General features: G+C 67.4%; 31 protein-coding genes and 1 riboswitch. Of the genes, 12 read left to right on the top strand and 19 right to left on the bottom strand.

Annotated elements, in window-relative coordinates:
- The 8 genes from ACZYZF_RS19695 to rpmB all read right to left on the bottom strand — a co-directional run bounded on the left by ACZYZF_RS19695 (position 1) and on the right by rpmB (position 4,577).
- Positions 1-666 carry a (2Fe-2S)-binding protein gene (locus tag ACZYZF_RS19695; protein WP_463836552.1) on the bottom strand — a complete coding sequence of 222 codons (666 nt, stop codon included), beginning with the start codon at positions 664-666 and terminating at the stop codon, positions 1-3.
- Positions 663-1,448: an ABC transporter ATP-binding protein gene (locus ACZYZF_RS19690; RefSeq protein WP_463836551.1), complete on the bottom strand. Its 786-nt coding sequence runs from the start codon at positions 1,446-1,448 to the stop codon at positions 663-665. The genes ACZYZF_RS19695 and ACZYZF_RS19690 overlap by 4 nt, the downstream gene beginning before the upstream one ends.
- Positions 1,445-2,461 carry a FecCD family ABC transporter permease gene (locus tag ACZYZF_RS19685; RefSeq protein ID WP_463836550.1) on the bottom strand — a complete coding sequence of 339 codons (1,017 nt, stop codon included), beginning with the start codon at positions 2,459-2,461 and terminating at the stop codon, positions 1,445-1,447. Before ACZYZF_RS19685 ends, ACZYZF_RS19690 begins: the two co-directional genes overlap by 4 nt.
- Positions 2,461-3,432, bottom strand: a complete 972-nt coding sequence (locus ACZYZF_RS19680; RefSeq protein WP_463743996.1) for an ABC transporter substrate-binding protein — start codon at positions 3,430-3,432, stop codon at positions 2,461-2,463. The genes ACZYZF_RS19685 and ACZYZF_RS19680 overlap by 1 nt, the downstream gene beginning before the upstream one ends.
- Positions 3,433-3,475: 43 nt before the next feature.
- A riboswitch (cobalamin riboswitch) is annotated at positions 3,476-3,608 on the bottom strand.
- Positions 3,609-3,872: a 30S ribosomal protein S18 gene (gene rpsR, locus ACZYZF_RS19675; protein WP_463743995.1), complete on the bottom strand. Its 264-nt coding sequence runs from the start codon at positions 3,870-3,872 to the stop codon at positions 3,609-3,611.
- A complete protein-coding gene (gene rpsN / locus ACZYZF_RS19670) occupies positions 3,872-4,177 on the bottom strand; it encodes a 30S ribosomal protein S14 (RefSeq protein ID WP_463743994.1) in 306 nt (101 codons plus the stop codon). The genes rpsR and rpsN overlap by 1 nt, the downstream gene beginning before the upstream one ends.
- Positions 4,177-4,341, bottom strand: coding sequence for a 50S ribosomal protein L33 (gene rpmG, locus ACZYZF_RS19665; protein ID WP_463836549.1), 165 nt, complete (start codon positions 4,339-4,341; stop codon positions 4,177-4,179). Before rpmG ends, rpsN begins: the two co-directional genes overlap by 1 nt.
- On the bottom strand, positions 4,341-4,577 hold the full coding sequence (gene rpmB, locus ACZYZF_RS19660) for a 50S ribosomal protein L28 (protein ID WP_463743993.1): 237 nt from the start codon (positions 4,575-4,577) through the stop codon (positions 4,341-4,343). The genes rpmG and rpmB overlap by 1 nt, the downstream gene beginning before the upstream one ends.
- Positions 4,578-4,649: 72 nt before the next feature.
- Here rpmB and mrf point away from each other — a divergent pair, with 72 nt between their 5' ends.
- From mrf to ACZYZF_RS19640, 4 genes are read left to right on the top strand one after another with little or no spacing between them, the layout of a single operon-like run.
- On the top strand, positions 4,650-5,828 hold the full coding sequence (gene mrf / locus ACZYZF_RS19655; RefSeq protein WP_463743992.1) for a ribosome hibernation factor-recruiting GTPase MRF: 1,179 nt from the start codon (positions 4,650-4,652) through the stop codon (positions 5,826-5,828).
- The gene (locus tag ACZYZF_RS19650; RefSeq protein WP_463743991.1) at positions 5,825-6,079 is read left to right on the top strand and encodes a type B 50S ribosomal protein L31; all 255 of its coding nucleotides are present in this window, start codon (positions 5,825-5,827) and stop codon (positions 6,077-6,079) included. The genes mrf and ACZYZF_RS19650 overlap by 4 nt, the downstream gene beginning before the upstream one ends.
- Before the next feature lie 15 nt (positions 6,080-6,094).
- On the top strand, positions 6,095-7,015 hold the full coding sequence (locus ACZYZF_RS19645; RefSeq protein WP_463836548.1) for an MBL fold metallo-hydrolase: 921 nt from the start codon (positions 6,095-6,097) through the stop codon (positions 7,013-7,015).
- Entirely contained in the window at positions 6,988-8,247 is a 1,260-nt protein-coding gene (locus tag ACZYZF_RS19640) for an SLC13 family permease (RefSeq protein WP_463836547.1), read from the top strand. The genes ACZYZF_RS19645 and ACZYZF_RS19640 overlap by 28 nt, the downstream gene beginning before the upstream one ends.
- On the opposite strand, the gene ACZYZF_RS19635 is transcribed toward ACZYZF_RS19640, so the two are convergent.
- The 6 genes from ACZYZF_RS19635 to carD are packed head-to-tail and all read right to left on the bottom strand — an operon-like array spanning position 8,234 to position 12,901.
- On the bottom strand, positions 8,234-8,854 hold the full coding sequence (locus ACZYZF_RS19635; protein WP_463743989.1) for a GIY-YIG nuclease family protein: 621 nt from the start codon (positions 8,852-8,854) through the stop codon (positions 8,234-8,236). The genes ACZYZF_RS19640 and ACZYZF_RS19635 overlap by 14 nt on opposite strands.
- 3 nt (positions 8,855-8,857) lie before the next feature.
- A complete protein-coding gene (gene rlmB, locus ACZYZF_RS19630) occupies positions 8,858-9,799 on the bottom strand; it encodes a 23S rRNA (guanosine(2251)-2'-O)-methyltransferase RlmB (RefSeq protein WP_463743988.1) in 942 nt (313 codons plus the stop codon).
- The gene (gene cysS / locus ACZYZF_RS19625) at positions 9,800-11,236 is read right to left on the bottom strand and encodes a cysteine--tRNA ligase (protein WP_463836546.1); all 1,437 of its coding nucleotides are present in this window, start codon (positions 11,234-11,236) and stop codon (positions 9,800-9,802) included.
- A 19-nt stretch (positions 11,237-11,255) separates the two neighbouring features.
- Entirely contained in the window at positions 11,256-11,732 is a 477-nt protein-coding gene (gene ispF / locus ACZYZF_RS19620; protein ID WP_463836545.1) for a 2-C-methyl-D-erythritol 2,4-cyclodiphosphate synthase, read from the bottom strand.
- Positions 11,729-12,409 (bottom strand): 2-C-methyl-D-erythritol 4-phosphate cytidylyltransferase, encoded by a 681-nt coding sequence (gene ispD, locus ACZYZF_RS19615; protein ID WP_463836544.1) that lies wholly within the window; start codon positions 12,407-12,409, stop codon positions 11,729-11,731. The genes ispF and ispD overlap by 4 nt, the downstream gene beginning before the upstream one ends.
- 3 nt (positions 12,410-12,412) lie before the next feature.
- Positions 12,413-12,901 (bottom strand): RNA polymerase-binding transcription factor CarD, encoded by a 489-nt coding sequence (gene carD / locus ACZYZF_RS19610; RefSeq protein ID WP_003930663.1) that lies wholly within the window; start codon positions 12,899-12,901, stop codon positions 12,413-12,415.
- Positions 12,902-13,174: 273 nt separating this feature from the next.
- Here carD and ACZYZF_RS19605 point away from each other — a divergent pair, with 273 nt between their 5' ends.
- The 3 genes from ACZYZF_RS19605 (at position 13,175) to disA (ending at position 16,363) form a co-directional block, all read left to right on the top strand.
- Positions 13,175-13,750, top strand: a complete 576-nt coding sequence (locus ACZYZF_RS19605) for a copper chaperone PCu(A)C domain-containing protein (protein ID WP_463836543.1) — start codon at positions 13,175-13,177, stop codon at positions 13,748-13,750.
- Between the two features lie 66 nt (positions 13,751-13,816).
- A complete protein-coding gene (gene radA / locus ACZYZF_RS19600; RefSeq protein ID WP_463743983.1) occupies positions 13,817-15,208 on the top strand; it encodes a DNA repair protein RadA in 1,392 nt (463 codons plus the stop codon).
- A 75-nt stretch (positions 15,209-15,283) separates the two neighbouring features.
- Entirely contained in the window at positions 15,284-16,363 is a 1,080-nt protein-coding gene (disA, locus tag ACZYZF_RS19595; protein WP_463744194.1) for a DNA integrity scanning diadenylate cyclase DisA, read from the top strand.
- Positions 16,364-16,366: 3 nt separating this feature from the next.
- On the opposite strand, the gene ACZYZF_RS19590 is transcribed toward disA, so the two are convergent.
- Both ACZYZF_RS19590 and ACZYZF_RS19585 read right to left on the bottom strand, forming a co-directional pair.
- Positions 16,367-17,131 (bottom strand): hypothetical protein, encoded by a 765-nt coding sequence (locus ACZYZF_RS19590; protein WP_463743982.1) that lies wholly within the window; start codon positions 17,129-17,131, stop codon positions 16,367-16,369.
- A 73-nt stretch (positions 17,132-17,204) separates the two neighbouring features.
- The gene (locus ACZYZF_RS19585) at positions 17,205-17,825 is read right to left on the bottom strand and encodes a carbonic anhydrase (protein ID WP_463743981.1); all 621 of its coding nucleotides are present in this window, start codon (positions 17,823-17,825) and stop codon (positions 17,205-17,207) included.
- Positions 17,826-17,850: 25 nt separating this feature from the next.
- On the opposite strand from ACZYZF_RS19585, the gene ACZYZF_RS19580 reads away from it, so the two are divergent.
- A complete protein-coding gene (locus ACZYZF_RS19580; protein ID WP_463836631.1) occupies positions 17,851-18,723 on the top strand; it encodes an HhH-GPD family protein in 873 nt (290 codons plus the stop codon).
- A 100-nt stretch (positions 18,724-18,823) separates the two neighbouring features.
- The gene (locus ACZYZF_RS19575) at positions 18,824-19,090 is read left to right on the top strand and encodes a hypothetical protein (protein WP_463836542.1); all 267 of its coding nucleotides are present in this window, start codon (positions 18,824-18,826) and stop codon (positions 19,088-19,090) included.
- Between the two features lie 4 nt (positions 19,091-19,094).
- Here the strand turns inward: ACZYZF_RS19575 and ACZYZF_RS19570 are convergent, their stop codons facing one another.
- Positions 19,095-20,066: a helix-turn-helix domain-containing protein gene (locus ACZYZF_RS19570; protein WP_463743979.1), complete on the bottom strand. Its 972-nt coding sequence runs from the start codon at positions 20,064-20,066 to the stop codon at positions 19,095-19,097.
- Positions 20,067-20,137: 71 nt separating this feature from the next.
- On the opposite strand from ACZYZF_RS19570, the gene ACZYZF_RS19565 reads away from it, so the two are divergent.
- Positions 20,138-20,368 (top strand): hypothetical protein, encoded by a 231-nt coding sequence (locus tag ACZYZF_RS19565; protein ID WP_463836541.1) that lies wholly within the window; start codon positions 20,138-20,140, stop codon positions 20,366-20,368.
- Here the strand turns inward: ACZYZF_RS19565 and ACZYZF_RS19560 are convergent.
- Complete coding sequence (locus ACZYZF_RS19560) at positions 20,351-21,112, bottom strand: alpha/beta fold hydrolase (protein WP_463743977.1); 762 nt, start codon at positions 21,110-21,112, stop codon at positions 20,351-20,353. The two genes, ACZYZF_RS19565 and ACZYZF_RS19560, sit on opposite strands and share 18 nt — an antisense overlap.
- Before the next feature lie 39 nt (positions 21,113-21,151).
- On the opposite strand from ACZYZF_RS19560, the gene ACZYZF_RS19555 reads away from it, so the two are divergent.
- Both ACZYZF_RS19555 and ACZYZF_RS19550 read left to right on the top strand, forming a co-directional pair.
- Positions 21,152-21,469, top strand: a complete 318-nt coding sequence (locus ACZYZF_RS19555) for an antibiotic biosynthesis monooxygenase family protein (protein WP_029108325.1) — start codon at positions 21,152-21,154, stop codon at positions 21,467-21,469.
- Positions 21,444-22,808, top strand: coding sequence for a serine hydrolase (locus tag ACZYZF_RS19550; RefSeq protein WP_463743976.1), 1,365 nt, complete (start codon positions 21,444-21,446; stop codon positions 22,806-22,808). Before ACZYZF_RS19555 ends, ACZYZF_RS19550 begins: the two co-directional genes overlap by 26 nt.
- Before the next feature lie 18 nt (positions 22,809-22,826).
- Here the strand turns inward: ACZYZF_RS19550 and ACZYZF_RS19545 are convergent, their stop codons facing one another.
- Positions 22,827-23,375, bottom strand: a complete 549-nt coding sequence (locus ACZYZF_RS19545) for a histidine phosphatase family protein (RefSeq protein WP_463836540.1) — start codon at positions 23,373-23,375, stop codon at positions 22,827-22,829.
- Positions 23,376-23,391 lie beyond the last annotated feature (16 nt).

Here is a 23,391-nt window from a genome sequence, read left to right as displayed (position 1 = left end):
CTAACCGCGTGGTCTCGTGAGGGAACAGTCACCGCAGTTCGATCCGCCGGGTACCCGGTAGAAGAGGCAACAGCTGCGTCGCCGGAAAGTGAGACCGCTCAGGTCTCCGGTGCCGGCCAGATCCTCGGTGGACAAGAGGGTTTCGGTGACCGCGATGACCTCGTCGCAAAATTCCGGGCTGACGCGGGTCAGCTCATGCGCGGCTGCCACCAAAGCGGCCGCGGCATTGCCGTAGAGCAGCCGCGGCGCCATCTTGACCCGCAGCCCGTCGGCCAGCGGTTCGAGGTGCTCAGTGACCACCCTCCGGTACAGCTCCCGCGCGGTGGACTGTCCGGGCTCGACGGGTTCGCCGACCGGCACCGGCAGCCTGAGCTCGGTGCCGGAAGTATGGCGTTGCAGATCGGTGAGGTCGGGCAGCACGCCGTGGCGCAGGGCGCAGGCCAGCAGCGGGGACCACAGCCGCGAGGCATGACTGAACTGCACCAGGGAGGCACCGACCCGAAGATCGGTCGTGCGGTATCCGGCGGCGGTTTTGGCGACGAGGTCGGCGCAGCCCTCGTCATAGCAGCGTTGCACTGGGATCCAGTCGGTCGGATCGCCGCCGACAGTGATCGCGAAGAACCCTCCGTACGAGGCGATCTCGCCGAGTTGCGCATCGATGTTCACCGCCTCACCGCCACCTTTGGCGCGACGGTGACCTGCGGCCTGCCGGTATCGGGATCAATGGCGATCCTGGCCTCGACCTCGTACACCTCGGACAGCAAGTCCTCGGTGAGTACCGCTGCCGGTGTGCCGGCGGCGACCAGCCCGCCACCGTCGAGCACGCAGATCCGATCGCAGTATGCCGCAGCAAGATTGAGATCGTGCAGCGCGGCGATCACCGTCGCACCGGTCTGCCGCAGCAGATGCAGGGCCTCGTGTTGATGACGCAGATCCAGGTGGTTGGTGGGTTCGTCGAGCACGATGACGTCGGTGCGCTGCGCGAGCGCGCGGGCGATGAGCACGCGTTGCTTCTGCCCTCCCGACAGCCGCCCGTAATCGGTTCCGCCCAATTCGGCGATGTCCAGTGCCGACAACGCCGCACCGATGATCTCGCGGTCCTCGACGTTGTCGGCCTCGAAGGATCGCTTGTACGGAGTCCGCCCCATCGCCACCATGTCACACACGGTGAGCCCGAAATCGCCAGTCGCTTCCTGCAACACCGCGGCGACGCGGCGCGCGGCCTGCTTGCCCCGCAGCTTCCACACGTCGGCGCCGTCGACCAGAACCCGGCCGGCACTCGGCCGCTGCGCCCGGTACAACGTGCGCAGCAGTGTGGTCTTGCCCGCGCCGTTGGGACCCACGACGGCCAGCATCTCACCCGGGGCGACCGACAACGAGACGTCGGCGATCAACGGCCTGCCGTGCACCGACACCGAGACCGTCTCGAACGACACCCGCGCCGTCACGTCTCCGCCTTCCGCCGCATCAAACAAAGAAAGAACGGCCCGCCGACCAGCGCGGTCAGAATCCCCACCGGCAGTTCCTCCGGTGCGGCCACGGTCCGAGCCACGATGTCGCACAGCACCAGAAACGCTGCGCCCAACATCGCGGCGGCCGGCAGCGCCCGGCGGTGATCGGCACCGACCAGCAGACGCACCACATGCGGCATGATCAGCCCGATAAACCCGATCGTGCCACTGACCGCGACCATGGCTCCGACCATGAGCGCCACGACGACGAACATTCCCGCCCGGAACCGGTGCACGTCCAGCCCGAGCGAGGCCGCCGCCTCCTCACCGGTGTAGAGCAGGTTCAGCGACCTGGTGACGGCCAGCAGGACAACGACGCCGACGAGTACCGCCACCGCGGGCACCCAGACCATGCGCCAGGTGGTGCCGCCGAGCCCGCCGAGCATCCACCGCACGGCCGCCTGGGTCTTGTGCGGATCGTCGGAGGTGATGATCAGCAGACTGGCCACCGCGGACAGCACTTCGGCCCCCGCCACGCCGGCCAGGATCAACCGCGCGGTCGTCATGCGCCCGCCCGAGCGGGCCAGGAAGTACACCGCGACGAGCGCAAGGAAGGCGCCGAGGAAGGCCGCCAGCGGCACGGTGAACGCCTGCAGCGCACCGGCGCCGAACACCAGAATCACCACGGCACCGACCGATGCCCCCGAGGAGACACCCAACAGCATGGGATCGGCGAGCGGATTGCGCACCACGGCCTGCAGTGCCATGCCGCACGCCGCCAGACCGGCCCCGACCACTGCGCCCAGCACGACCCGGGGCAGCCGGGCGTCGAGCACGATGGATTCCCGTACCGCAGGCCAACTCTGCTCGACGAGACCCGGATGCACGGAGTGCACCACGATGGCCCACACCTGCCCCGGCGGGATGGACACCGAACCGATTGCGACACCGGCGGTCATCGCCATCAGCAACACTCCGGCCAGCGCAGCGAGGGTCAGCCGGTAGGGCATCACACAAACCGGTCCGGATGCAGCTGCCGGGCCAGGGCGTCCACCGCCCGGCTTACCCGGACCCCAACCACCACCGACGACAACGGGAGCACCGCGAACCGCTGCTGAACAACAGCCGGAACATGCTGCAGCAGAGGGTGTTCGGTGAGGAATCGCTTCTTGTCGGCGACCGGCTGGTCTCCGTAGTCATAGATCACGATGACCTCAGGCGCCCGCTCGGCGAACTGCTCGAACGACACGTCGCCCCACACCTTGGGCACATCGGCGAACACGTTGACACCACCGGCGGCCTCGATCATCAGGTTTCCGATGCCCTTGCCGCCCGACGTGAACACCGTCGCCTCGCCGCTGTCGTAGACCGCGACCCGCACGGGCTGCACGCCGCGCAGCTTCGCCTCGGCCTGCGTCAGCTCACGATGAAGCTTCTCGATCTGTTGCTCGGCCCGGTCGTTGATGCCGAAGATTGTTCCGATGCTTCGGATTTCGTCATCCACCGTGGATATCGTGACGGGCTCGGACCGGCAATCTTCGATGTTGAGGTAGGTGTGAACCCCGGCGTCGGTCAGCCGTTGTCTGCCGCGGCCCTCCTTCTCGTCGAACGCGCTGTCCCAGCCGCCGTAGATGAAATCGGGTTCGACGGCCAGCAGCGACTCATAGGACGGATACTCCTGGGCCAGCACCGGAACGCTGTCGTAGGCGGCCTGATATTCGGGCAGGATCCGGTCGTCAAGGTAGGACGTGCCGACCATGGAATGCTCCAGGCCCAGCGCCAGCAGCGTCTCGATCGCATGCTGATTGAGCGCGACGGCACGGGTCGGCGGCCGGTCGTATGTGGTGCTGACACCGCAATTGTCCACGGTCACCGGGAATCCCGGCGGGACGTTGCCCGCGGTCTCAGGCGCTGTGGTCGAGGCGCACCCCGATACCAGTAGCGCCGACGCCAGTCCGGCGATCAGCCAACGAGCACCCATGGGCGTACCCGTCCTCTCCGGGGAGATCCGCCCCAGTACGTGCGAGGTGGCGACTGCGGTGCGTATCTGGCTCTCGACTACCAGCAAGGCTGGTCGATCGATCACAGTGGCGGGACCGCGCCGGATTCACACCGGCTTCCACGATCCGCAGTCGCCCTATCGCCGTCGATGGTAGATCAGGCCGGGCCGGCGAACGGCAGCAGCGCCATCTCCCTGGCGTTCTTGATCGCCGTGGCGACCTGGCGCTGCTGCTGCGGGGTGAGCCCGGTGATGCGCCGGGACCGGATCTTGCCCCGCTCGCTGATGAAAGTGCGTAGTAGGTGGACGTCTTTGTAGTCGACCTCGGTCACGCCGAGGGCGGTCAGCTGATTGCGCTTCGGCTTCTTGAGATCGGCGGCCGGGGGGCGCTTCTTGTTGTTCTTCCTGGAATTGGCCGCCATCACCAGCTCGACTTCCGCACGCCGGGCAGTTCACCGCGGTGCGCCAGTTCGCGCACGCGGACCCGCGACAACCCGAATTTGCGTAGGTGCCCTCGCGGGCGGCCGTCGACCGCGTCGCGATTGCGCAGCCGCACCGGACTCGAATCACGGGGCAGGCGTTGCAGCGCCGATACGGCGGCGGCCCGCTGCGCCCGTGAGGTAGCGGGATTCCGGATGGTCTCCTTGAGCTCGGCCCGACGTTCGGCGTAGCGCTCCACGAGTTTCCGGCGCTGCTCGTTCTTGACGATCTTGGATCGCTTGGCCATCAGCGTTCCTCGCGGAAGTCGACGTGACGGCGGACGACGGGGTCGTACTTGCGCAGCACGATCCGGTCCGGGTCGTTGCGGCGGTTCTTGCGGGTGACGTAGGTGTAGCCCGTCCCCGCGGTCGATTTCAGCTTCACAATCCGCCGGATATCGGTGCTGGCCATCAGATCTTCTCCCCTCGGCTACGCAGGCGGGCCACCACGGCCTCGATGCCGTCGCGGTCGATCACCTTGATTCCCTTGGCGCTGACCCGAAGTCGGATCCGGCGGCCCTCGCCTGCCAGGTAGTAGGTCTTGTTCTGAATGTTGGGGTTCCAGCGTCGGCGGCTGCGCTTGTGCGAGTGCGACACCGTATTGCCGAACCCGGGCGAGCGCCCGGTGACTTGGCAGTGGGCAGACATCGGTCTCCTTCGGATGGGGTAGCCTTACGATAATGATAATCGTTTTCAACAACAAATTCTCAGGGAGGTGCCGTGCGAACCCCTGTGGTGCTGATCGCCGGCCAAGGTGACAGCGACGGCGTAGCGGAAGAGTTGGCACGCAGGCCCGGAACAGTGCTGGTGCGCCACGCCTTTGACGGCCAGGTGGTCCTGCGGACCGTGTCCGACAACGGTGGGACATCCGAACTCGCGCTCGAGCTCGCCCACGGTTGCGTGTCCTGCACGGTCCGCGACGACCTGCTGATCCTGTTGCGACGGCTGCACCGTCGAGGCGACGTGGAGCGCATCGTCGTGCAGTTGATGCCGTGGCTCGAGGCAGAGGCGGTGTGCTGGGCGATCAACACCATCCGGGTGCACGTCGGGCCCGGTTACATCGACGGACCCGCCGCCAGGGACGTCGCGATCGACGCGGTGATCGCGTGCCTGGACGCGACGGTCTGGCTGCAACAGTCCGTCGGCGACGAGGAACTCCCCGACGGACGCACGGTCGCCCAGGTGGTCGTCGGTCAGGCCGAGTTCGCCGACATGCTGGTACTCAACGAGCCCGACGCCACCACACTGGCAGTGCTGCGCCGGCTCGCACCTCGCGCCCGCATCACCGTGGGCCCCGACCACGTCGAGCTCGGCCTCGCCCATCTGGAGCCGAACAGCCGGCGCGGACGCACCGCCACTCCGCACGATCCACTCCTGGCCGGCGAACCCCCGCTGGAACCCGACGACGAGGTCATCATCGTCGAATTCGCCGCGCGCCGGCCGTTTCACCCGCTGCGTCTGCACGACGCCGTAGACCTCCTGCTCGACGGCGTGGTGCGCACCCGCGGCCGGGCCTGGCTGGCCAACCGCCCGGCCGATGTCATGTGGATCGAATCCGCCGGCGGCGGAATGCACTTCAGCAACGCCGGAAAGTGGCTGGCGGCAATGGATTCCACCGAGCTGGCCTATACCGACCCGGAACGCCTGGCAATGGCCGCGATCGATTGGCACCACAAGTTCGGCGATCGTCACGTATCGCTGACGGTCCTGGCCTGCGGCGCCCGGCCCGGCGATGTCATCGATGCATTACGCGGCGCACTGCTCACCGACGACGAGCTGGCGCGGCCCGAGCAGTGGACCGACTACCCCGACCCCTTCGGCGATTGGCACGAAGAACCCTGCCAGCCCGGAATCGACGAACCGGCTACATCCGCATATCAGGAAGGGGAATCCCAGTGAAACCAGCAATCCACCCCGACTATCACCCCGTGGTGTTCCAGGACGCCTCGACCGGCACCCAGTTCCTCACCCGGTCGACGGCAACCAGTGAGCGCACCATCGAGTGGCCCACCCCGGACGGGATCCAGGCCTACCCGCTGATCGTCGTCGACGTCACCAGCGATTCACACCCGTTCTGGACCGGGTCGGCCCGCCATATCGACTCGGCCGGACAGGTGGAGAAGTTCCGGCGGCGTTACGGCCGCCGCTAGCCATAGGGTGGGGCCATGCGGCTCAAGCCCGGCAGGCCCGCCCTTGCCCCCTATGCGCGGTATTTCGATGCGCCGGCGGCCACACCGCAATCCGCGGTCACGGTCACCTGGGCCGGGGTCAGCACCCTGCTGGTGACCGACGGCTCCTCGGCCGTGCTGACCGACGGGTTCTTCTCCCGGCCGGCGCTGCCGAGCGTTGTCCTGGGCAAGCTGGCACCGTCACTGCCCCGCATCGACGGCAGCCTGGCCCGCCTGGGCGTCGACAAGCTCGAAGCGGTGCTGCCGGTGCACACCCACTTCGACCACGCCATGGATTCGGCTGTAGTGGCCGAGCGCACCGGTGCCCGACTGGTGGGCGGCACGTCGACCGCTCAGGTCGGCGCCGGGGGCGGACTGGCACCCGATCGGATCGTCACGGTCACCTCCGGTGAAGCCGTCCCCCTGGGCAGCTACGACGTGACGCTGTTCGAATCCGAGCACTGCCCACCAGATCGCTTCCCCGGCGTCATCACCGCACCCGTCGTGCCGCCGGTGAAGGTCTCGGCGTACAAGTGCGGTGAGGCCTGGTCCGCCCTGGTGCACCATCGGCCGAGCGACCGCCGCCTACTGATCATCGGAAGCGCCGGCGCGGTGCCGGGCGCCCTTGACGGGCAGCGGGCGGAGGTCGTGTACCTCGGAATCGGCCAGCTCGGGCTGCAGTCCGAGCAGTATTTCGAGAGCTACTGGACCCACACGGTGCGTGCGGTCGGGGCACGTCGGGTGGTGCTGATCCACTGGGACGACTTCTTCCGCCCACTGCACAAGCCGTTGCGCGCCTTGCCGTATGCCGGTGACGACCTGGATGTTTCAATGCGGCTGCTGACCAGGCTGGCAGAGCAGGACGGGGTGAGCCTGCACCTGCCGGCCGTGTGGGAACGGTCCGACCCCTGGCGCTGACCTTCGCGCTCGTCGCGCTGGCCGTGGTCCTGGCTTTCGCGATGGCGCGCCCCAACGGCTGGCCCGAAGCGGTCGCGGCGGTGCCCGCCGCCGGACTGCTCATCGCGTTCGGGGTGACCTCGGGAGCCGACGCCCTGGCCGAGGTGAATCACCTGCTACCCGTGGTCGGCTTCCTGGCGGCCGTCCTGGTGCTCGCCCACCTCTGTGACGACGAGGGACTGTTCCACGCCGCGGGCACGCTGATGGCGCGCGCCAGCAGGGGCGATTCCCGGCGGCTCCTGACCCGGGTGTTCGTCATCGGGGCGACGACGACGGCCGTGCTGAGCCTGGATGCGACCGTGGTGCTGCTGACGCCCGTGGTGCTGGCCACTGCCCGCGCCCTGGCGATACCGCCCCGGCCGCATGCCTACGCCAGTGCGCATCTGGCCAACTCCGCGTCGCTGTTGTTCCCGGTGTCGAATCTGACCAACCTGTTGGCCTTCACGGTGGCGGGGTTGTCCTTCACCCAGTTCAGTGCGGTGATGGCGCTGCCCTGGCTGGCCGCGATCGGCGTCGAATTCGTCCTACTGCGTTGGCTTTTCCGCCAAGAGTTGAATCGGCCGGCCGCCGAGGTGGCGCCGCCGCCACCCGAGGTTCCGGTGTTCGTGCTCGTGGTGCTGGGTTTGACGCTGGCGGGATTCGTCATCACCTCAGTCATTGACGTGTCCCCCGCGTGGGCGGCACTGGCCGGGGCGGTCGTGCTCGGTGTGCGCAGTCTGGCCCAGCGCCGCAGCACGATCGGCGGCATCGCACGCGCGGTAAACGTGCCGTTCCTGGCGTTCGTGCTGTGCCTCGGTGTGGTGGTGGACGCCGTCGTGCAGAACGGCCTCGGCGACGTCATGCGCGGGGCGCTTCCGGCCGGGGACTCGTTGCCCGCGCTGTTGGGCCTGGCGGCCCTGGCGGCCGTGTTGGCCAACCTGGTCAACAACCTGCCCGCAGTGCTGGTGCTGCTTCCGTTGGTGGCCGGCGCCGGACCGGCCGCCGTCTTGGCCGTGCTGATCGGAGTCAACGTCGGCCCCAACCTCACCTACGTCGGCTCGCTGTCAAACCTGCTGTGGCGCACTGTTGTTCATCGCGAAGGCCTGCCGGCGCGTTTCACCGAGTTCACCCGCGTGGGGCTGGTCACCGTGCCGTTGACCCTGGTGGCCTCGGTATTCGGATTGTGGATCAGCCTGCGGCTCACCACTCTTTGAGCACGCGCAGCTTGTTCGCGTTGTTCATCGCGACGCGCCGCAGGCGCTTCAGTTCCGGGTAGAAGGCATTGCTCTTGTTGGCCTCCTGGCCGTTGAGCGGCAGATCGAACGCGGCGATCAGTTTGTCCTCTACGAACCATGGCTCGGGGTGAATCATCCACGACACCAGGGCATTCTCGGCCATCCACTGGGTCAAAACGGATTCTCCCGCGGCAAAGGTCCGCTTGTCGCCAGCGCCGATACGGCGCAACTTGAAGCCGAGCTCGTCGGAGAGCAGGATGCCGAGCGTCTTACGCAGCGTCGAGCCCTCAGCGGTGGCGTTGGCGGCGCCGTAGTGGTACTTCACCCGCTTGCGCAGATTCTGGGTGCTCGGCGGCTTCCCGCTCACCGGCGGTCTGGTGGGGCTGATCCCGACGTAGAGAAGTGTCAGGCCGTCGCGCTGCTCACACGCCGAAGCGTCGATGCCCGCAGGTACGGTGCGAAACCACCAACCGTAGGCACCGGATTCGTCGGGAACCGGGCACGGCTCGCTGAACACTTCCTCCCGGCTGAACGGCCGAGAGGCGAGAAAGCCTGCCGGGCTGCTGGCGCTTCGCCCTTTTGACATCGGCTAACTCCGGCGCTGACGGGCGATCTCGGCCAGCACCACACCGGCCGCGACCGAGGCATTCAGCGACTCCGTCGGCCCCGCCATCGGGATCGACACCACCGCATCGCAGTTCTCCCGCACCAGCCGGGACAGGCCCTTGCCCTCCGAGCCGACGACCACGATCATCGGGCCGGTGCCCTCAAGCTCGTCGAGCGAGGTGTCGCCACCGGCATCCAGACCGACAATCTGCAGACCCGCATCGGCGTAACTCTTCAGCGTCCGAGTCAGATTCGTCGCCCGCGCCACCGGCGTACGGGCCGCAGCCCCGGCGCTGGTGCGCCACGCCACTGCCGTCACCGACGCCGAACGTCGCTGTGGGATCACCACGCCGTGTCCACCGAACGCGGCCACCGAGCGCACGATGGCACCCAGGTTTCGCGGATCGGAGATGTTGTCGAGGGCCACCATGAGAGCGGGCTCCCCGGAACTGCGGACCGTCTTCAGCAGATCGTCCGGATGTGCGTAGTTGTAGGGCGGAACCTGCAACGCCAGTCCCTGGTGCAGCGCATTGGAGCTCATCCGGTCGAGGTCGTGGCGCTGCACCTCAAGGATCGAGATACCGCGGTCAGCGGCGATCTGGACGGATTCGGTGAGGCGCTCATCGGCTTCGGTACCCAGCGCGACATACAGCGCGGTGGCCGGAACCTTGGCCCGCAGGCACTCCACCACCGGGTTGCGGCCGAGCACCAACTCGGTGTCGTCGGTCTTCTTGTGCCGGCCCTGCGCCTGACGCGCCACCTTGGCGGCCTTCTTGGCAGCCGGATGGTGCGGACGCTGATCCGCGCGGGGTGTGGCCCCGCGGCCCTCCAGCCCACGGCGACGCACACCGCCGGACCCGACCGTCGGTCCCTTCTTCGTCCCCGGCTTGCGCACTGCGCCGCGCCGCTGCGAATTCCCGGCCATCTATGCTCCGTTCCCGTCCACCAGTGCCCACTGAGGACCGTCAGCGGTGTCGGTTACCTCGATGCCGGCCGCTTTGAGCCGATCTCGGATGGCGTCGGCCGCCGCCCAGTCCCGGTTGGTCCGGGCCTCTGCCCGGCCTGCCAATGCCCACTGCACCAGTTCGTCCACCGCGGCCAGCGCAGCCGACGTCTCGTCGCGGGACTCCCAGCGCTCATCAAGCGGGTCACAACCCAGGATGCCCATCATCGCCCGGATCGCGGTGGCCTGCGACATCGCGCCCTCGTGATCACCGGCATCGAGGGCACGGTTGCCCTCGGCCCGCGCGGCATGCACCTCGGCGAGCGCGATCGGCACCGCGAGGTCGTCGTTGAGTGCGGCGGCGAACTTCGGCGTCCAGTCGCCGACGGCAACGGCGCCGACCCGGTTACGCACCCGGTGCAGGAAGTCCTCGATGCCGCTGTACGCCTTGACCGCGTCCTGCAGCGCGTTCTCGGAGAACTCCAGCATGGACCGATAATGCGCGCTGCCCAGGTAGTAACGTAGCTCGGCAGCCCGAACCCGTTGCAGCACAGCAGGAATCGAGAGCACGTTCCCCAGCGACTTGCTCATCTTCTCGCCGCCCATGGTGACCCAGCCGTTGTGCAGCCAGTACCGGGCGAAGCCGTCACCCGCGGCCTGCGCCTGGGCGATCTCGTTCTCGTGGTGCGGGAACACCAGGTCCATTCCGCCGGCGTGGATGTCGAACTCCGCGCCCAGGTAGGCCTCGCACATCGCCACGCACTCGGTGTGCCAGCCGGGGCGACCCCGACCCCACGGCGTCGGCCACGACGGCTCGCCCGGCTTGGCGCCCTTCCACAGCGTGAAATCACGCTGATCGCGCTTTCCGGTTGCCGCACCCTCACCCTGGTGTACATCGTCGATCCGGTGGCCGGACAGCGCGCCGTAATCGGGCAGGCTCAGGACGTCGAAGTAGACGTCGCCGCCCGCGGCATAGGCGTGGCCCTTCTCGATCAGCCGGTCGATGAGCTCGACCATCTGGGTGATGTGGCCGGTGGCGCGAGGCTCGGCCGACGGCGGGAGCACCCCCAGCGCGTCATACGCGGCGCTGAACGCCCGCTCGTAGGTCGCGGCCCACTCCCACCAGGGCTGGCCCGCATCGGCAGCCTTGTTGAGGATCTTGTCGTCGATATCGGTGACGTTGCGGATGAACGCAACGTCATATCCATTGGCGGTCAGCCAGCGGCGCAGCACGTCGAACGCGACTCCGCTACGGACATGACCGATGTGCGGCAAGCCCTGGACGGTGGCACCGCACAGGTAGATCGAAGCGTGCCCCGGCCGCAGCGGTACGAAGTCTCGTACGGCACCCGCCATGGTGTCGTACAGCCGCAAATCGGAGGCAAACCCCGACGCGACGGCTTGAGCGCGATCGGTCACGACGTGCCAGCTTACCGGCCTATTCCGCAGGAACCACCAAAGCGCTGGCTATCGCGGCCAATCCTTCACCGCGGCCGGTCAGACCGAGGCCGTCGGTAGTGGTGGCCGACACCGATACCGGCGCCCCGATCAGCTCGGAGAGCAGCCGCTGGGCCTCCTCCCGCCGTGGCCCGATCTTGGGCCGGTTGCCGACCACCTGCACCGTGGCATTGCCGATCTCGAAGCCCGCCGTCTCGACCAACCCGCGGACATGCCGCAGCATGTCGGCGCCGGTGACTCCCCGCCATTCCGGCCGGTCGGTCCCGAACACTCCGCCGAGGTCGCCGAGGCCCGCCGCGCTGAGCAGCGCGTCACACAATGCATGGGCAGCGACGTCGCCGTCGGAATGGCCGGCGCAGCCGTCGGCGCCTTCGAATTCCAAGCACAGCAGCCAACACCGGCGTCCCGGCTCGATCGGATGGACGTCGGTACCCAGCCCGACCCTGGGAATGCTCACGTGGCACGCGCCATGACGGCCTCGGCGAGCAACAGGTCCAGCGGCGTCGTGATCTTGAATGCCATCGGATCGCCCTCGACGATCTGAACCGGCGTACCGATCTGTTCGACGAGCGAGGCGTCATCGGTGACCACACCGGCCCCCGCCCGTTCATAGGCGCGGCGCAATACGTCTGTGTGGAAGCCCTGCGGGGTCTGTACCGCCCGCAGACCGGCCCGCTCGGGCGTACCCAGCACCGCGCCGTTGGCGTCGACGGCCTTGATGGTGTCGGCCAGCGGAAGGCCGGGTACGACGGCAGCGTGCCCCTCAGCCAATGCCGCAACCACCCGGGCGATCAGCGAAGGAGGGGTTAGTGCCCGGGCAGCGTCGTGCACGAGGACGAAATCGACGTCGCCTGCGGCTGCTACCGCATCCAAGGCCAGCGCCACCGATTCGGTTCGGTCGGCTCCCCCGGCCACGATCTGCGCACGCCCACCGAAGACCAAGGTGGCCTCATCGGTGAGCGCGGGCGGAACCGCGACCACGACCTTGTCGATCACCCCTGAGGCCAGCAACCCGTCGAGGGCGTGCTCCAAGAGGGGTTTGCCCCCCAGTTTGACGAACGCTTTGGGTCTACCCGCGCCTAGCCGCTCACCTGAGCCGGCGGCCGGGACGACCGCGACAGTTGTTGCCACCACGCGTCAGGACGCGGCGGCCAGAACCTCGTCGAGGATGGTCGATGCCTTGGCGTCATCGGTGTTCTCGGCCAGCGCAAGCTCGCCGACCAGAATCTGCCGGGCCTTGGCCAGCATTCGCTTCTCACCCGCGGACAGACCGCGTTCCTGATCGCGACGCCACAGATCCCGGACAACCTCGGCAACCTTGTTCACGTCACCGGAGGCCAGCTTCTCGAGATTGGCCTTGTAGCGGCGCGACCAGTTGGTCGGCTCTTCGGTGTGCGGAGCCCGCAACACCTGGAAAACCTTGTCGAGACCTTCCTGGCCCACGACGTCGCGGACACCGACATACTCGGCGTTGTCTGCGGGTACTCGAACGGTCAGATCCCCTTGGGAAACCTTCAGGACGAGATATTCTTTCTGCTCGCCTTTGATAGTCCGGGTTTCGATCGCCTCGATCAACGCAGCACCGTGGTGTGGATAGACGACGGTGTCTCCGACCTTAAAAATCATCTGATTCGAGCCCCTTTCGCTAGTCCATCCTAACACGGGCCCAGATCACACGTGCACCAACTATGCAGGTCAGGGGCACTGCAGGTGAAGAACAGGGGTTGACATGGTGACGAAACCGTGCAACCACCCGGCGCGCCGAGCACCCGAAACGGCTGCCCCCGCAAAGGCGTTGCGGGCCCGAGACGGCCGTAGCCGAGCCCTCGCATTCCGCCGGCCGACGCCACCTACTACTGTGCATAGTCGAAGTACGCCGACCCAGCTCAGGAGGCTTGAGTGAACCGCTTCGCAATGCGTGCCTCGGCCGGTCTCGCCGCATGTGGCCTGACCGCAGCCGTTCTCACCGGGTGCAGCGCAGGCCAGGTCTCCCAGACGGCGACCCAGGAGCCCGCAGTCAACGGCGCCAGCGCACAGTCCGGCGCAATCGCGCTGCGCAATGTGCACCTGCGCGCGCCGCAGCAGAAGGACTACGTCGAGCCCGGCTCCGAGGCCGAACTGCTGTTCGTCGCGGCCAACGGATCCACCGAGAAGCCCAACAAGCTCGTCTCGATCACAACCACTGTCGGCGACGTGGCACTGACCGGGGACCAGACCATCCCGGCGGGCGGCGTCCTCGTGGTGGGCGAGCCCGACGGCCAGCTGAAACCGCTGGAGAAGACCGAGGCCGCCGACGCCGTCACCGCGAAGGTCAACCTGACCAAGCCGCTCACCAACGGCCTGCTCTACGACTTCACGTTCAAGTTCGAGAACGGTGAGACCACTGTCGCCGTGCCGATCTCGGCAGGCGAAGCGCCACGGCGCGACAAGTCCGGCGAGTCTCCTGCCGAGGGCGGCGAAGCCGGCGGTCACTGACCCGAGGCCCCTGCCGACCGGCGGTGCCTGACCGCCGATGTCGGAGGCAGCCGTTACTGTCACGGCGTGGCCGCTTCGAAAATACGTTCGCAATACCGCTGCTCGGAGTGTCAGCACGCCACCCCGAAATGGGTGGGCCGCTGTGCAAATTGCGGCACCTGGGGCACGGTCGACGAGGTATCGGTGCTCGCTTCGGTGGGCAGCTCAGTCCGCCGCTCGGTGGCCCCTACCTCACCCGCCGTGCCGATCTCCTCGATCGATCCGGGCATCACCCGGCATTACCCGACCGGGGTCAGCGAGCTGGATCGCGTTCTCGGCGGCGGCCTGGTGGCCGGCTCGGTCACGCTGCTGGCCGGAGATCCCGGCGTCGGCAAGTCCACCCTGCTCCTCGAGGTCGCCAATCGGTGGGCGCACACCGGCCGCCGCGCGCTGTACCTGTCCGGTGAGGAATCCGCGGGCCAGATCCGGCTTCGCGCCGAACGCACCGGCTGCACGCACGACAACGTGTATCTGGCAGGCGAATCCGATCTTCAGATCGCACTGGGCCACATCGACGAGGTCAAACCCAGTCTGGTGGTGGTGGATTCGGTGCAGACCATGTCCACCACCGAAGCTGACGGGGTGACCGGCGGGGTCACGCAGGTGCGCGCGGTGACCACGGCGCTGACCGGCTATGCGAAAACCGCTGTCGGGGACCCGGCGGTGGCCATGATCCTGGTCGGGCACGTGACGAAGGACGGCGCCATCGCGGGCCCGCGTTCCCTGGAGCATCTGGTCGATGTGGTGCTGCACTTCGAGGGGGATCACACGTCGAGCCTGCGCATCGTGCGCGGGGTCAAGAACCGGTTCGGGGCCGCCGACGAGGTCGGCTGTTTTCAGATGCACGACAACGGGATCGAGTGCGTGAGCGATCCGTCCGGTCTGTTCCTCGACCAGCGTCCGGCAGCAGTTCCCGGCACCGCAGTGACCGTCACCCTGGACGGCAAGCGCCCGATGATCGGCGAAATACAGGCGCTGGCCGTACAGCCGGCCGGCCCGCCGCGGAGGGCGGTCAGCGGTGTCGACTCGGCCCGCGCGGCGATGATCAGCGCGGTGCTGCAGACGCGCTGCGCACTGCCGATCGGCGGCCACGACCTTTACGTGTCGACCGTCGGCGGCATGCGGCTGACCGATCCGTCCTCGGACCTGGCCGTGGCGGTGGCCATCGCGTCGGCCTACCTCGACATCGCGTTGCCGATGAACGCCGTGGTGATCGGGGAGGTGGGGCTGGTCGGTGATCTGCGCCGGGTCACCGGCATCGACCGCAGGCTGGCCGAGGCCGCGCGGCTGGGTTTCACGATTGCCGTGGTGCCGCCCGGCGTCACCAGCGCGCCCGCTGGGCTGCGCGTCATCACCGTCGATCACATCGGGGCGGCATTGCGGGCACTCAAGGACATCGCGATTGCCAGCAATCAATAGGATCACGGACAATAGCGGCCGACCCAAGGAGAATTGATGGCCGTGAACTCCGGTGCCAGAACCAGCCGCACCGTCGTGCACCTGGCGCGGCCGACGTTGCGGGAAACGCTCGGCCGCCTGGCGCCCGGCACCCCGCTGCGCGACGGCCTGGAACGCATCCTGCGCGGCAAGACCGGCGCGCTGATAGTTCTCGGCTACGACGACAGCGTGGAGGCCATCTGCGACGGCGGGTTCGCCCTCGACGTGCGTTACGCCCCCACCCGGCTGCGTGAGCTGTCCAAGATGGACGGTGCGGTGGTGCTGTCCAGCGACGGAGGCCGGATCGTGCGGGCCAACGTCCAATTGGTGCCAGACCCGTCGATCCCCACCGACGAATCCGGCACCCGCCACCGCTCCGCCGAGCGCACCGCGATCCAGACCGGTTATCCGGTGATCTCGGTGAGCCATTCGATGAGCATCGTGACGGTCTACGTTGCCGGGGAGCGCCACGTGATGCCCGATTCGGCGGCCATCCTGTCGAGGGCGAACCAGACCATCGCCACCCTGGAGCGCTACAAGGGCCGGCTAGACGAGGTGAGCAGGCAGCTGTCCACCGCCGAGATAGAGGACTTCGTGACTTTGCGCGACGTCATGACGGTGGTGCAGCGCCTGGAGATGGTGCGCCGGATCAGCCTGGAGATCGACGCCGATGTAGTCGAACTCGGTACCGACGGACGCCAGCTCAAACTGCAGCTCGACGAACTCCTCGGCGACAACGAGGCCGCGCGGGAGCTCATCGTCCGGGATTACCATGCCCTGCCGGACCCACCGACCGCCGCACAGGTCGCGTCGACACTCGATGAGCTGGATGCCCTTACGGACAGTGACTTGCTCGACTTCACCACGCTGGCAAGGGTTTTCGGATACCCGTCGACGTCAGAGGCCCAGGACTCGGCGATGAGTTCACGCGGTTACCGCGCGATGGCGGGGATACCGCGACTGCAGTTCGCCCACGTCGATCTGCTGGTCCGCTCGTTCGGCTCGCTGCAGGGCCTGCTGGCCGCGAGCGCCGACGATCTGCAGTCGGTGGACGGCATCGGGTCGATGTGGGCCCGGCACATCCGCGAAGGTTTGTCCCTGCTGGCCGAGTCGACCATCGCCGACCGGTTGGCCTGAGCGCTAGTTACCCGGCGCCGGCGCCTCAGCCGGTGCGTCGCCCTCGGCCGGCGGCCCGGGCTGCTGCGGATTGGGCTGGGCCAGGATGAACGGCACCGGAGCCGATCTGAGATTGCCCAGCTGCACCATCAGGTTGTACGTGCCAGGCCCGATCGGCTGACGCGGCATCGGGCACTGCGGCGCCGAGCTCATGCCGGTCCAGGTCACCTCGGTGGTCACCTGCTCCCCCGGGTTGAAGGTCTTGACCAGGGTCTCATTGGACGGCGCGCAGTCCAGGTTCGACCACAGCCGGTTGTTGTCGAGCGCGTACACGTAGGCGGCCAGCACCGCGGCACCCACGTCACGCTTACAGGCGACCAGGCCGATGTTGGTCACGACCATGGTGAACTTCGGCTGCTCACCCACCACGTACTGGGGCTGACTGGTGATGCCCTTGACCGCAAGGGTCGAATCCGGGCAGTCATCGCCTTCCTTGAGCAACGGCGGCGGGGTGACCGCGGCCGTCGGCGTGACCGTCGGCGGCGGCGCATGCTGAGCGGGCGGCACCACCGGGGTCTTGACCTCGGGATTCTCTCCCGGCAGCGGGGGCGGCGCGGCGGCCGCCGGTTCATCGGCGGGCTTGGTCTCGGCTCCGGAGCTGCTGGTCATGATCACCGCGACGATCGCGGCGACGATCCCCACGACGACTACCGCGATTCCGATGGCCAGCGCCCGGCGCCGCCAGTAAATCTGCGAGGGCAGTGGCCCATGAGGTTCGAGATCCAACACGGCTTTCACGGTAAGCCCAGGTCATACCCAGTTGCCCGAGGCGCCCCGGCGTGTCGGGGCGGCAGCGAAATTCTCAGGCTTCGCCGATGTTGCCCAGGTGGCTGCGCAGCTCCACGTGTCCGTCGGACAGGTGGTAGGTGGCACCGACGATGGCCTGGGTGCCCGCGGCCAGGCCCATGGCGATCGCGGACGAGCGCGCCTGAAGCTGGGTAACCGTTTCCTTGACGTGGAAGGCCTCGAACTCGTCGACGCGGGTCAGGCCGGAATGCCGCCCCATCAGGATCGACGGGGTCACCCGCTCGACGATGTCGCGCACGTAGCCGCCGGGCATCTCGCCATCGTCGAGAGCGTTGATGGCAGCCTTGACCGCGCCGCAGCTGTCATGGCCCAGAACCACGATCAGCGGCACGTTGAGGATCGACACCGCGTATTCGATCGAACCCAGCACAGCGTTGTCGAGGACGTGACCGGCGGTGCGCACGACGAACATGTCGCCCAGGCCCTGGTCGAACAGCAACTCCGCGGCCACGCGGCTGTCGCCACAGCCGAACACCACCGCGGTCGGCTTCTGCCCATGGGCCAGGCTGGTCCGGCGCGTGATGTCCTGGCTTGGATGCTGCGGTTCGCCCGCCACAAAGCGGGCGTTACCGTCCTTGAGTGCCTTCCAAGCGGACACCGGATTCGAGTTGGGCATGCCAGCCATTCTGCATGAGGCGCCGATGAGCATCGACCCCGGCGAATTAGTAGGTTGGTATGAAAATGCCCAGCGTGACCTGCCATGGCGCCGACCAGGCGTTTCTGCGTGGCAGATCCTGGTGAGCGAGTTCATGTTGCAGCAGACGCCGGTTGCCCGGGTCGAGCCGATCTGGCTGGCCTGGATCGCGCGGTGGCCCACCCCGTCGGCCACCGCGGCCGCCGGATCGGCCGAAGTACTGCGCGCCTGGGGCAAGCTGGGCTACCCGCGGCGGGCCAAGCGCCTGCACGAGTGTGCTGTGGTGATCGCGGGCGAATACGGCGATGAGGTACCCGCCGACGTCGAGACGCTACTGACGCTGCCCGGCATCGGCGCCTACACCGCGCGTGCGGTGGCATGCTTCGCGTATTCGGCCAGAGTTCCGGTGGTCGACACCAACGTGCGCCGCGTCGTCACCAGGGTGTTGCACGGCGAGGCCGACGCGCCCGCCCGGGCCCGCGACCTGGACAACGTGGCCGCACTGCTGCCGCCCGATACCACCGCACCGATCTTCTCGGCCGCCCTGATGGAGTTGGGTGCAACTGTGTGCACCGCCCGCGCGCCGCAGTGTGGTGGCTGCCCATTGAGCCAGTGCCGTTGGCGCACCGCGGGTTACCCCGCCGGAACGATCGCCAAGCGGGTGCAGCGTTACGCCGGAACCGATCGCCAGGTCCGTGGCAAGCTGCTGGATGTTTTGCGCGACAGCAGTTCTCCGGTCACCCGCGCCAAACTGGACGTGGCTTGGCTGACCGATACCGCCCAGCGCGACCGGGCGCTGGACTCACTACTGGTGGACGGCCTGGTGGAACAGACCGCCGACGGCCGGTTCGCGCTGGCGGGCGAAGGCGAAATTACATGAGCTCGGCATGAATCCGGGCTGCAGCACACCCTTTTGGAGCTGCTTCACATAAAACGGATCTATGTCAAGCAAAATTCTGGCGACGTTTGCGTGTACGGCGATGAGCCTTGGAGTGGGCCTGAGCCTCTCGGGGCCGGCCAACGCGGCACCGTCCGGCCCCGGATCGGCCCTAGACGCCGTGCGCGATCTGGAGAGCCGGGGGTATCACGTGCAGGTCAACTCCAACGCCAACACAGGCCTGTCGAATTGCCGGGTGACCGGCGTGCACGGTCTTGCCGACTCCAACATCGACGAGGGCGGGTACCGGATCGATCCGTCCCGGCACACCACGGTCTACGTCAACGTCGCCTGCCAGCCCGACGGCTGACACATCATGCCGTGACGGCCTCTTCGTCTGCACCACAGGCGAATTGGCGTCGATAGTCCGAGGGCGTCAGTCCGATGACGCGGCGGAAATGATGGCGCAGCAGCGTCGCGGTACCGAACCCGGCCTGCCCGGCGATCCGGTCGACATCCAGATCTGTCTCCTCGAGCAATCTGCGTGCGTAGAGCACCCGCTGATCGGTGATCCACTGCATGGGCGTGGTGCCGGTCTCCTCGACGAACCGGCGGGCGAAGGTACGCGTGGACATCGCCGACCGCCTGGCCAGCGTGGTCACGGTGTGCGGCTTGTCCAGGTTGGTCATGATCCAATCTAGGTGCGGGGCAAAGCCTTCCGAACATCGGACTGGAATCGGCTGGTCGATGAACTGGCGCTGCCCGCCGTCGCGCTGCGGTGGGACCACCATGCGCCGGGCGATCTTGTTGGTGACCTCGCTGCCGAGCTCACGGCGAACGAGGTGCAGGCACGCATCAATGCCGGCCGCGGTGCCCGCGCTGGTGATCAAATTACCGTCGTCGACGAACAGGACGTTGCGATCAACCTTTGCGGTTGGGTATTTCCGCGCCAGCTCGTCGGCGTGCATCCAGTGCGTGGTGCACGGCCTACCGTCCAACAGGCCGGCCGCTCCGGCCAGGAACGCCCCCGAGCACACGGTCAGGATGATCGATCCCGCGTCGGCTGCGGCACGCACGGCCTCGAGAGCCTCGGGCAGGTAGTCCGTACCACCTATCGCGGGGATCGCGACCAGGTCCGCACCCTGGAGTGCATCCAGGCCGTATTCGGGGGCAAGTGTCGCCCCGACGGATGTTCGTAGCGGTTTACCCGCTTCGGGCCCGCACACCTTGAAGTCGAAGTTCGGCACCCCGTCAGCGGACCGATCGATCCCGAAAACCTCGCAGATGACCCCGAACTCGAAAACCGCCAGGCCGTCGAGCACCAGTGTGGAGACACTTCTCAGCATGGCAGCATTTTATCGGAAGGTGTCAGCGCTGCCACTGTTGGCGGTATATTTTCCTCACAACAATTACTGCCATGACCGTTGCACTAGCCCTGATCATCCTGCTCTCGCCCTTCGCGGTGGCCGTCGCGGTTAGCTGGGCGGCACAGCGCAGCAACGTCCTGCGTTTCCGCCTGGATCTGTTCGATCTCGACCAGCCCGATTACGAGACGTACCGCGCGGACCACGATCTCGACGCGATTCGCAGCCGCTTCGAGCGCCGGCCTTCGTGGCCGAGCGCGGGTGCCCTAGGCGAGCGTCGCTAGAAATCCCGTCACGGCTTCCCGGTACACCTCGGGCGCATCGTCGTGGATGAGGTGACCCGCACCGGGCACGTGCAGATACCTTGCGTCTTGACCGATTTCGGCCATCCGGCCCATCTGCCCGGGAGGCGCGACCGAATTGCCCGCCTCCATGAGCAAGGTCGGCGCACCCACATCCCGCCACTGCTGCCAGTAGTCCCGAGTTCCCCATTGAGCGGCGATGTCCAGCCACCACTGCGGGTGTCCGTGCAGTCGCCAGCCGGTGGCCGTCCGGTCGAAGGCCTCCAGGAAATACTGTCCCGCGACGGGCCCGAACTCGTCGTAAACCTCTTGAGCCGAACCGAACTCCACCGGAAGGGCGTGCACCCACGGCTCCCAGGGCCCGGTGGTACGCCCCCGGAAGTCGGGGGCCATGTCCTCCACCACCACCGCCTTGACCAGTTCCGGGCGGGCCGCGGCCAGACACCAGGAATGCAACGCACCCATGGAATGCCCCACCAGGATCACCGGCCGACCCAGCGCGGCCACGGCATCACCGAGATCCGCCACGAAACGCTCGGTGCTGATCGGGCTGGAATCGACCACATCACGCCCGCGGTGCCACGGTGCGTCGTAGGTGTACACCGCGCCCAACTCGGTCAACCACGGCAATTGGCGTGACCAGGTGCTGCCGCGGCCCATCAGGCCGTGCACCAGGACAATGGGCTCGCCGCGCCCCCCTCTGTCGGTGAGAAGATCTGTGACCATCCCGTTATCTTGCCGGGCAGCCACGGTAACCTGAACACCATGCCCGTCGTGAAGATCAACGCCATCGAGGTCCCGCCAAACGCCGGCCCGGAACTGGAGAAGCGGTTCGCGAACCGTGCACATGCCGTCGACAGTCAGCCCGGTTTCCTCGGCTTCCAGTTGCTGCGCCCGGTCAAGGGTGAAGACCGCTACTTCGTGGTGACGCAGTGGGAAACCGAAGAGGCCTTCCAAGCCTGGGCTTCGGGCCCGGCGGTCGAGGCACACAAGGGCCAGCAGGCAAAACCTGTGGCCACCGGCGCATCGCTGCTGGAGTTCGAGGTTGTGCTGGACGTTGCAGGACCCGCTGCCCAGGCGTAGCCGCGGCCGGACGCTGCGCCGCACGGTTGGCCTGACGGCCATCACAGCGGTCGCCGCTGCCCTGGCTTGTGGCTGTTCGCCGAGTGTCGCGCCCGCGGCTGAAGTGTCCTACGGCGCGCACATCGACACCATCACCCCACCCGGTCTGCGGGCCAAGCAGACCATGGACATGCTGAACTCCGACTGGCCGATCGGCCCCATCGGCGTTCGCACCCTGGCCGCTCCCGAAAAGGTCGACCTGGTCGGCACCAAGATGGACTCGATCTGGTGGGATCGACCGTTCAAGCTCACCTCGGTGGACATCGGGGCCGCGCAGGCGACTTTGCACGTGCTGACGTCGTACAACGTGGCCCAGGACATCGAACTGAGGACCAACGACGTCGGACTGGTCGACCGCTTCGACGTCACGCTGGTGCCGCCGAAGATCGACAAGTGGTCCGATATCGACACCGAGCTGACCAAGTCGGGCGCGCGCTACTCCTACCGGGTGTCCAAAGTGGTCGACGGCAAGTGCGAGCAGGTGGCCGGCACCAACACCGATCTGTCCTTACCGCTGGCTTCGATCTTCAAACTCTATGTGCTGCTTGCAGTTTCAGACGCCGTCAAGGCCGGGACGGTGAAGTGGGACGACCACCTCACGATCACCAAGGAAGGCAAGAAGCTTGGCTCGGCCGGGCTGGACAAGCTGCCGCCGGGGGCGCAGATCACCGTGCGGACCGCCGCCCAGCAGATGATCTCGGCCAGCGACAACATGGCCACCGACCTGCTGATCGGGCGCGTGGGCACGGGCGCGGTGGAACACGCCCTGGTCACCGCCGGTCACCACGACCCGGCCAGCATGACCCCGTTCCCGACCATGCACGAGGTGTTCTCGGTCGGCTGGGGCGAACCCAACCTTCGCGACCAGTGGAAGAACGCGTCGGCCGCCGATCGGGTGGCGCTACTCAAGCAGACCAATTCCCGACCGTATGAGCCGGATCCGTACCGCACCCACACCCCGGCCTCCAATGACGGCCTCGAGTGGTTCGCCACCGCGGCCGACATCTGCCGGGTGCACGCCGCGTTGCAGGCTTCGGCCGTCGGACCGGCCGCACCGGTGAAGGACATCCTCTCGGCGCTACCCGGCATCGATCCCGACCCGGCGAAGTGGGGCTACATCGGCGCCAAGGGCGGTAACCTGCCCGGCGACCTGAGCTTCAGCTGGTACGCGGTGGACCACACCGGACAGCCGTGGGTGTTCAGTTTTCAGCTGAACTGGCCGAAGTTCCGTAGCCCCACTGCCGCGGGCTGGTTGTTGCAGATCGCCAAACGGGCGTTCGCCATGGCACCCGTGGGCTAGCTCGGGCAGCGCGGCAGGCTAACTGCTGCGCAGTGTCCAGGCCTGACCGCGGAAGTGCATCACGGTCCGGCTCATCGGTGCGATGTCGATGCGCCAGAACGACTTTGGCGGGGCATCGAGGGCCACCAGGATGGCAGCCCGGATCACCGCAGGGTGGGTGACGGCGACCAGCCGTCCCCGCGCCGAGGCCAGGCTGTCCATCCAGCCGCGCACCCGCTTGACGAGATCGACCACGGATTCGCCGCCGTGTGGCGCCCGGGTCGGATCAGTCAACCAGACCGCCAGATCCGCAGGCTGCACCCTGCCCAGTACACCGCCGCGCCAGCTCCCGAAATCCAGATCGGCCAGCCGGGGTTCGACCACCGCCGGCAAGCCCAACAGTTCGGCCGTCTGACGAGCCCGTTTCTCCGGGCCGGAGTACACAACGTCGACGACGCCCAGTTCGACGGTCGCATCGGCTTGGCGATGACCCAACTGGTTCAGCGGCTCGTCGGTGGGGAATCGTCCGGCCGCTGTGGCGCCGGTCATGGCATGAGACACCAACGTCAGCCGGACGACCTCACTCATCGAAAGTCACCCGAAA

It is taken from the genome of Mycobacterium sp. IDUB_24 (assembly GCF_055419385.1).
The sequence above is the reverse complement of the archived record's forward strand: the minus strand, read 5'-3'. Positions and strand labels throughout refer to the sequence as shown.

Excerpts from the sequence above, each read along its gene's own strand:
- ACZYZF_RS19685 (WP_463836550.1), bottom strand. The coding sequence starts at position 2,461 with ATGCCCTACCGGCTGACCCTCGCTGCGCTGGCCGGAGTGTTGCTGATG.
- ACZYZF_RS19680 (WP_463743996.1), bottom strand. The coding sequence starts at position 3,432 with ATGGGTGCTCGTTGGCTGATCGCCGGACTGGCGTCGGCGCTACTGGTA.
- rpsR (WP_463743995.1), bottom strand. The coding sequence starts at position 3,872 with ATGGCGGCCAATTCCAGGAAGAACAACAAGAAGCGCCCCCCGGCCGCC.
- rpsN (WP_463743994.1), bottom strand. The coding sequence starts at position 4,177 with ATGGCCAAGCGATCCAAGATCGTCAAGAACGAGCAGCGCCGGAAACTC.
- rpmG (WP_463836549.1), bottom strand. The coding sequence starts at position 4,341 with ATGGCCAGCACCGATATCCGGCGGATTGTGAAGCTGAAATCGACCGCG.
- rpmB (WP_463743993.1), bottom strand. The coding sequence starts at position 4,577 with ATGTCTGCCCACTGCCAAGTCACCGGGCGCTCGCCCGGGTTCGGCAAT.
- ACZYZF_RS19645 (WP_463836548.1), top strand. The coding sequence starts at position 6,095 with ATGCGGCTCAAGCCCGGCAGGCCCGCCCTTGCCCCCTATGCGCGGTAT.
- ACZYZF_RS19635 (WP_463743989.1), bottom strand. The coding sequence starts at position 8,854 with ATGTCAAAAGGGCGAAGCGCCAGCAGCCCGGCAGGCTTTCTCGCCTCT.
- rlmB (WP_463743988.1), bottom strand. The coding sequence starts at position 9,799 with ATGGCCGGGAATTCGCAGCGGCGCGGCGCAGTGCGCAAGCCGGGGACG.
- carD (WP_003930663.1), bottom strand. The coding sequence starts at position 12,901 with ATGATTTTTAAGGTCGGAGACACCGTCGTCTATCCACACCACGGTGCT.
- ACZYZF_RS19585 (WP_463743981.1), bottom strand. The coding sequence starts at position 17,825 with ATGCCCAACTCGAATCCGGTGTCCGCTTGGAAGGCACTCAAGGACGGT.
- ACZYZF_RS19580 (WP_463836631.1), top strand. The coding sequence starts at position 17,851 with ATGAGCATCGACCCCGGCGAATTAGTAGGTTGGTATGAAAATGCCCAG.
- ACZYZF_RS19575 (WP_463836542.1), top strand. The coding sequence starts at position 18,824 with ATGAGCCTTGGAGTGGGCCTGAGCCTCTCGGGGCCGGCCAACGCGGCA.
- ACZYZF_RS19570 (WP_463743979.1), bottom strand. The coding sequence starts at position 20,066 with ATGCTGAGAAGTGTCTCCACACTGGTGCTCGACGGCCTGGCGGTTTTC.
- ACZYZF_RS19565 (WP_463836541.1), top strand. The coding sequence starts at position 20,138 with ATGACCGTTGCACTAGCCCTGATCATCCTGCTCTCGCCCTTCGCGGTG.
- ACZYZF_RS19560 (WP_463743977.1), bottom strand. The coding sequence starts at position 21,112 with ATGGTCACAGATCTTCTCACCGACAGAGGGGGGCGCGGCGAGCCCATT.
- ACZYZF_RS19555 (WP_029108325.1), top strand. The coding sequence starts at position 21,152 with ATGCCCGTCGTGAAGATCAACGCCATCGAGGTCCCGCCAAACGCCGGC.
- ACZYZF_RS19545 (WP_463836540.1), bottom strand. The coding sequence starts at position 23,375 with ATGAGTGAGGTCGTCCGGCTGACGTTGGTGTCTCATGCCATGACCGGC.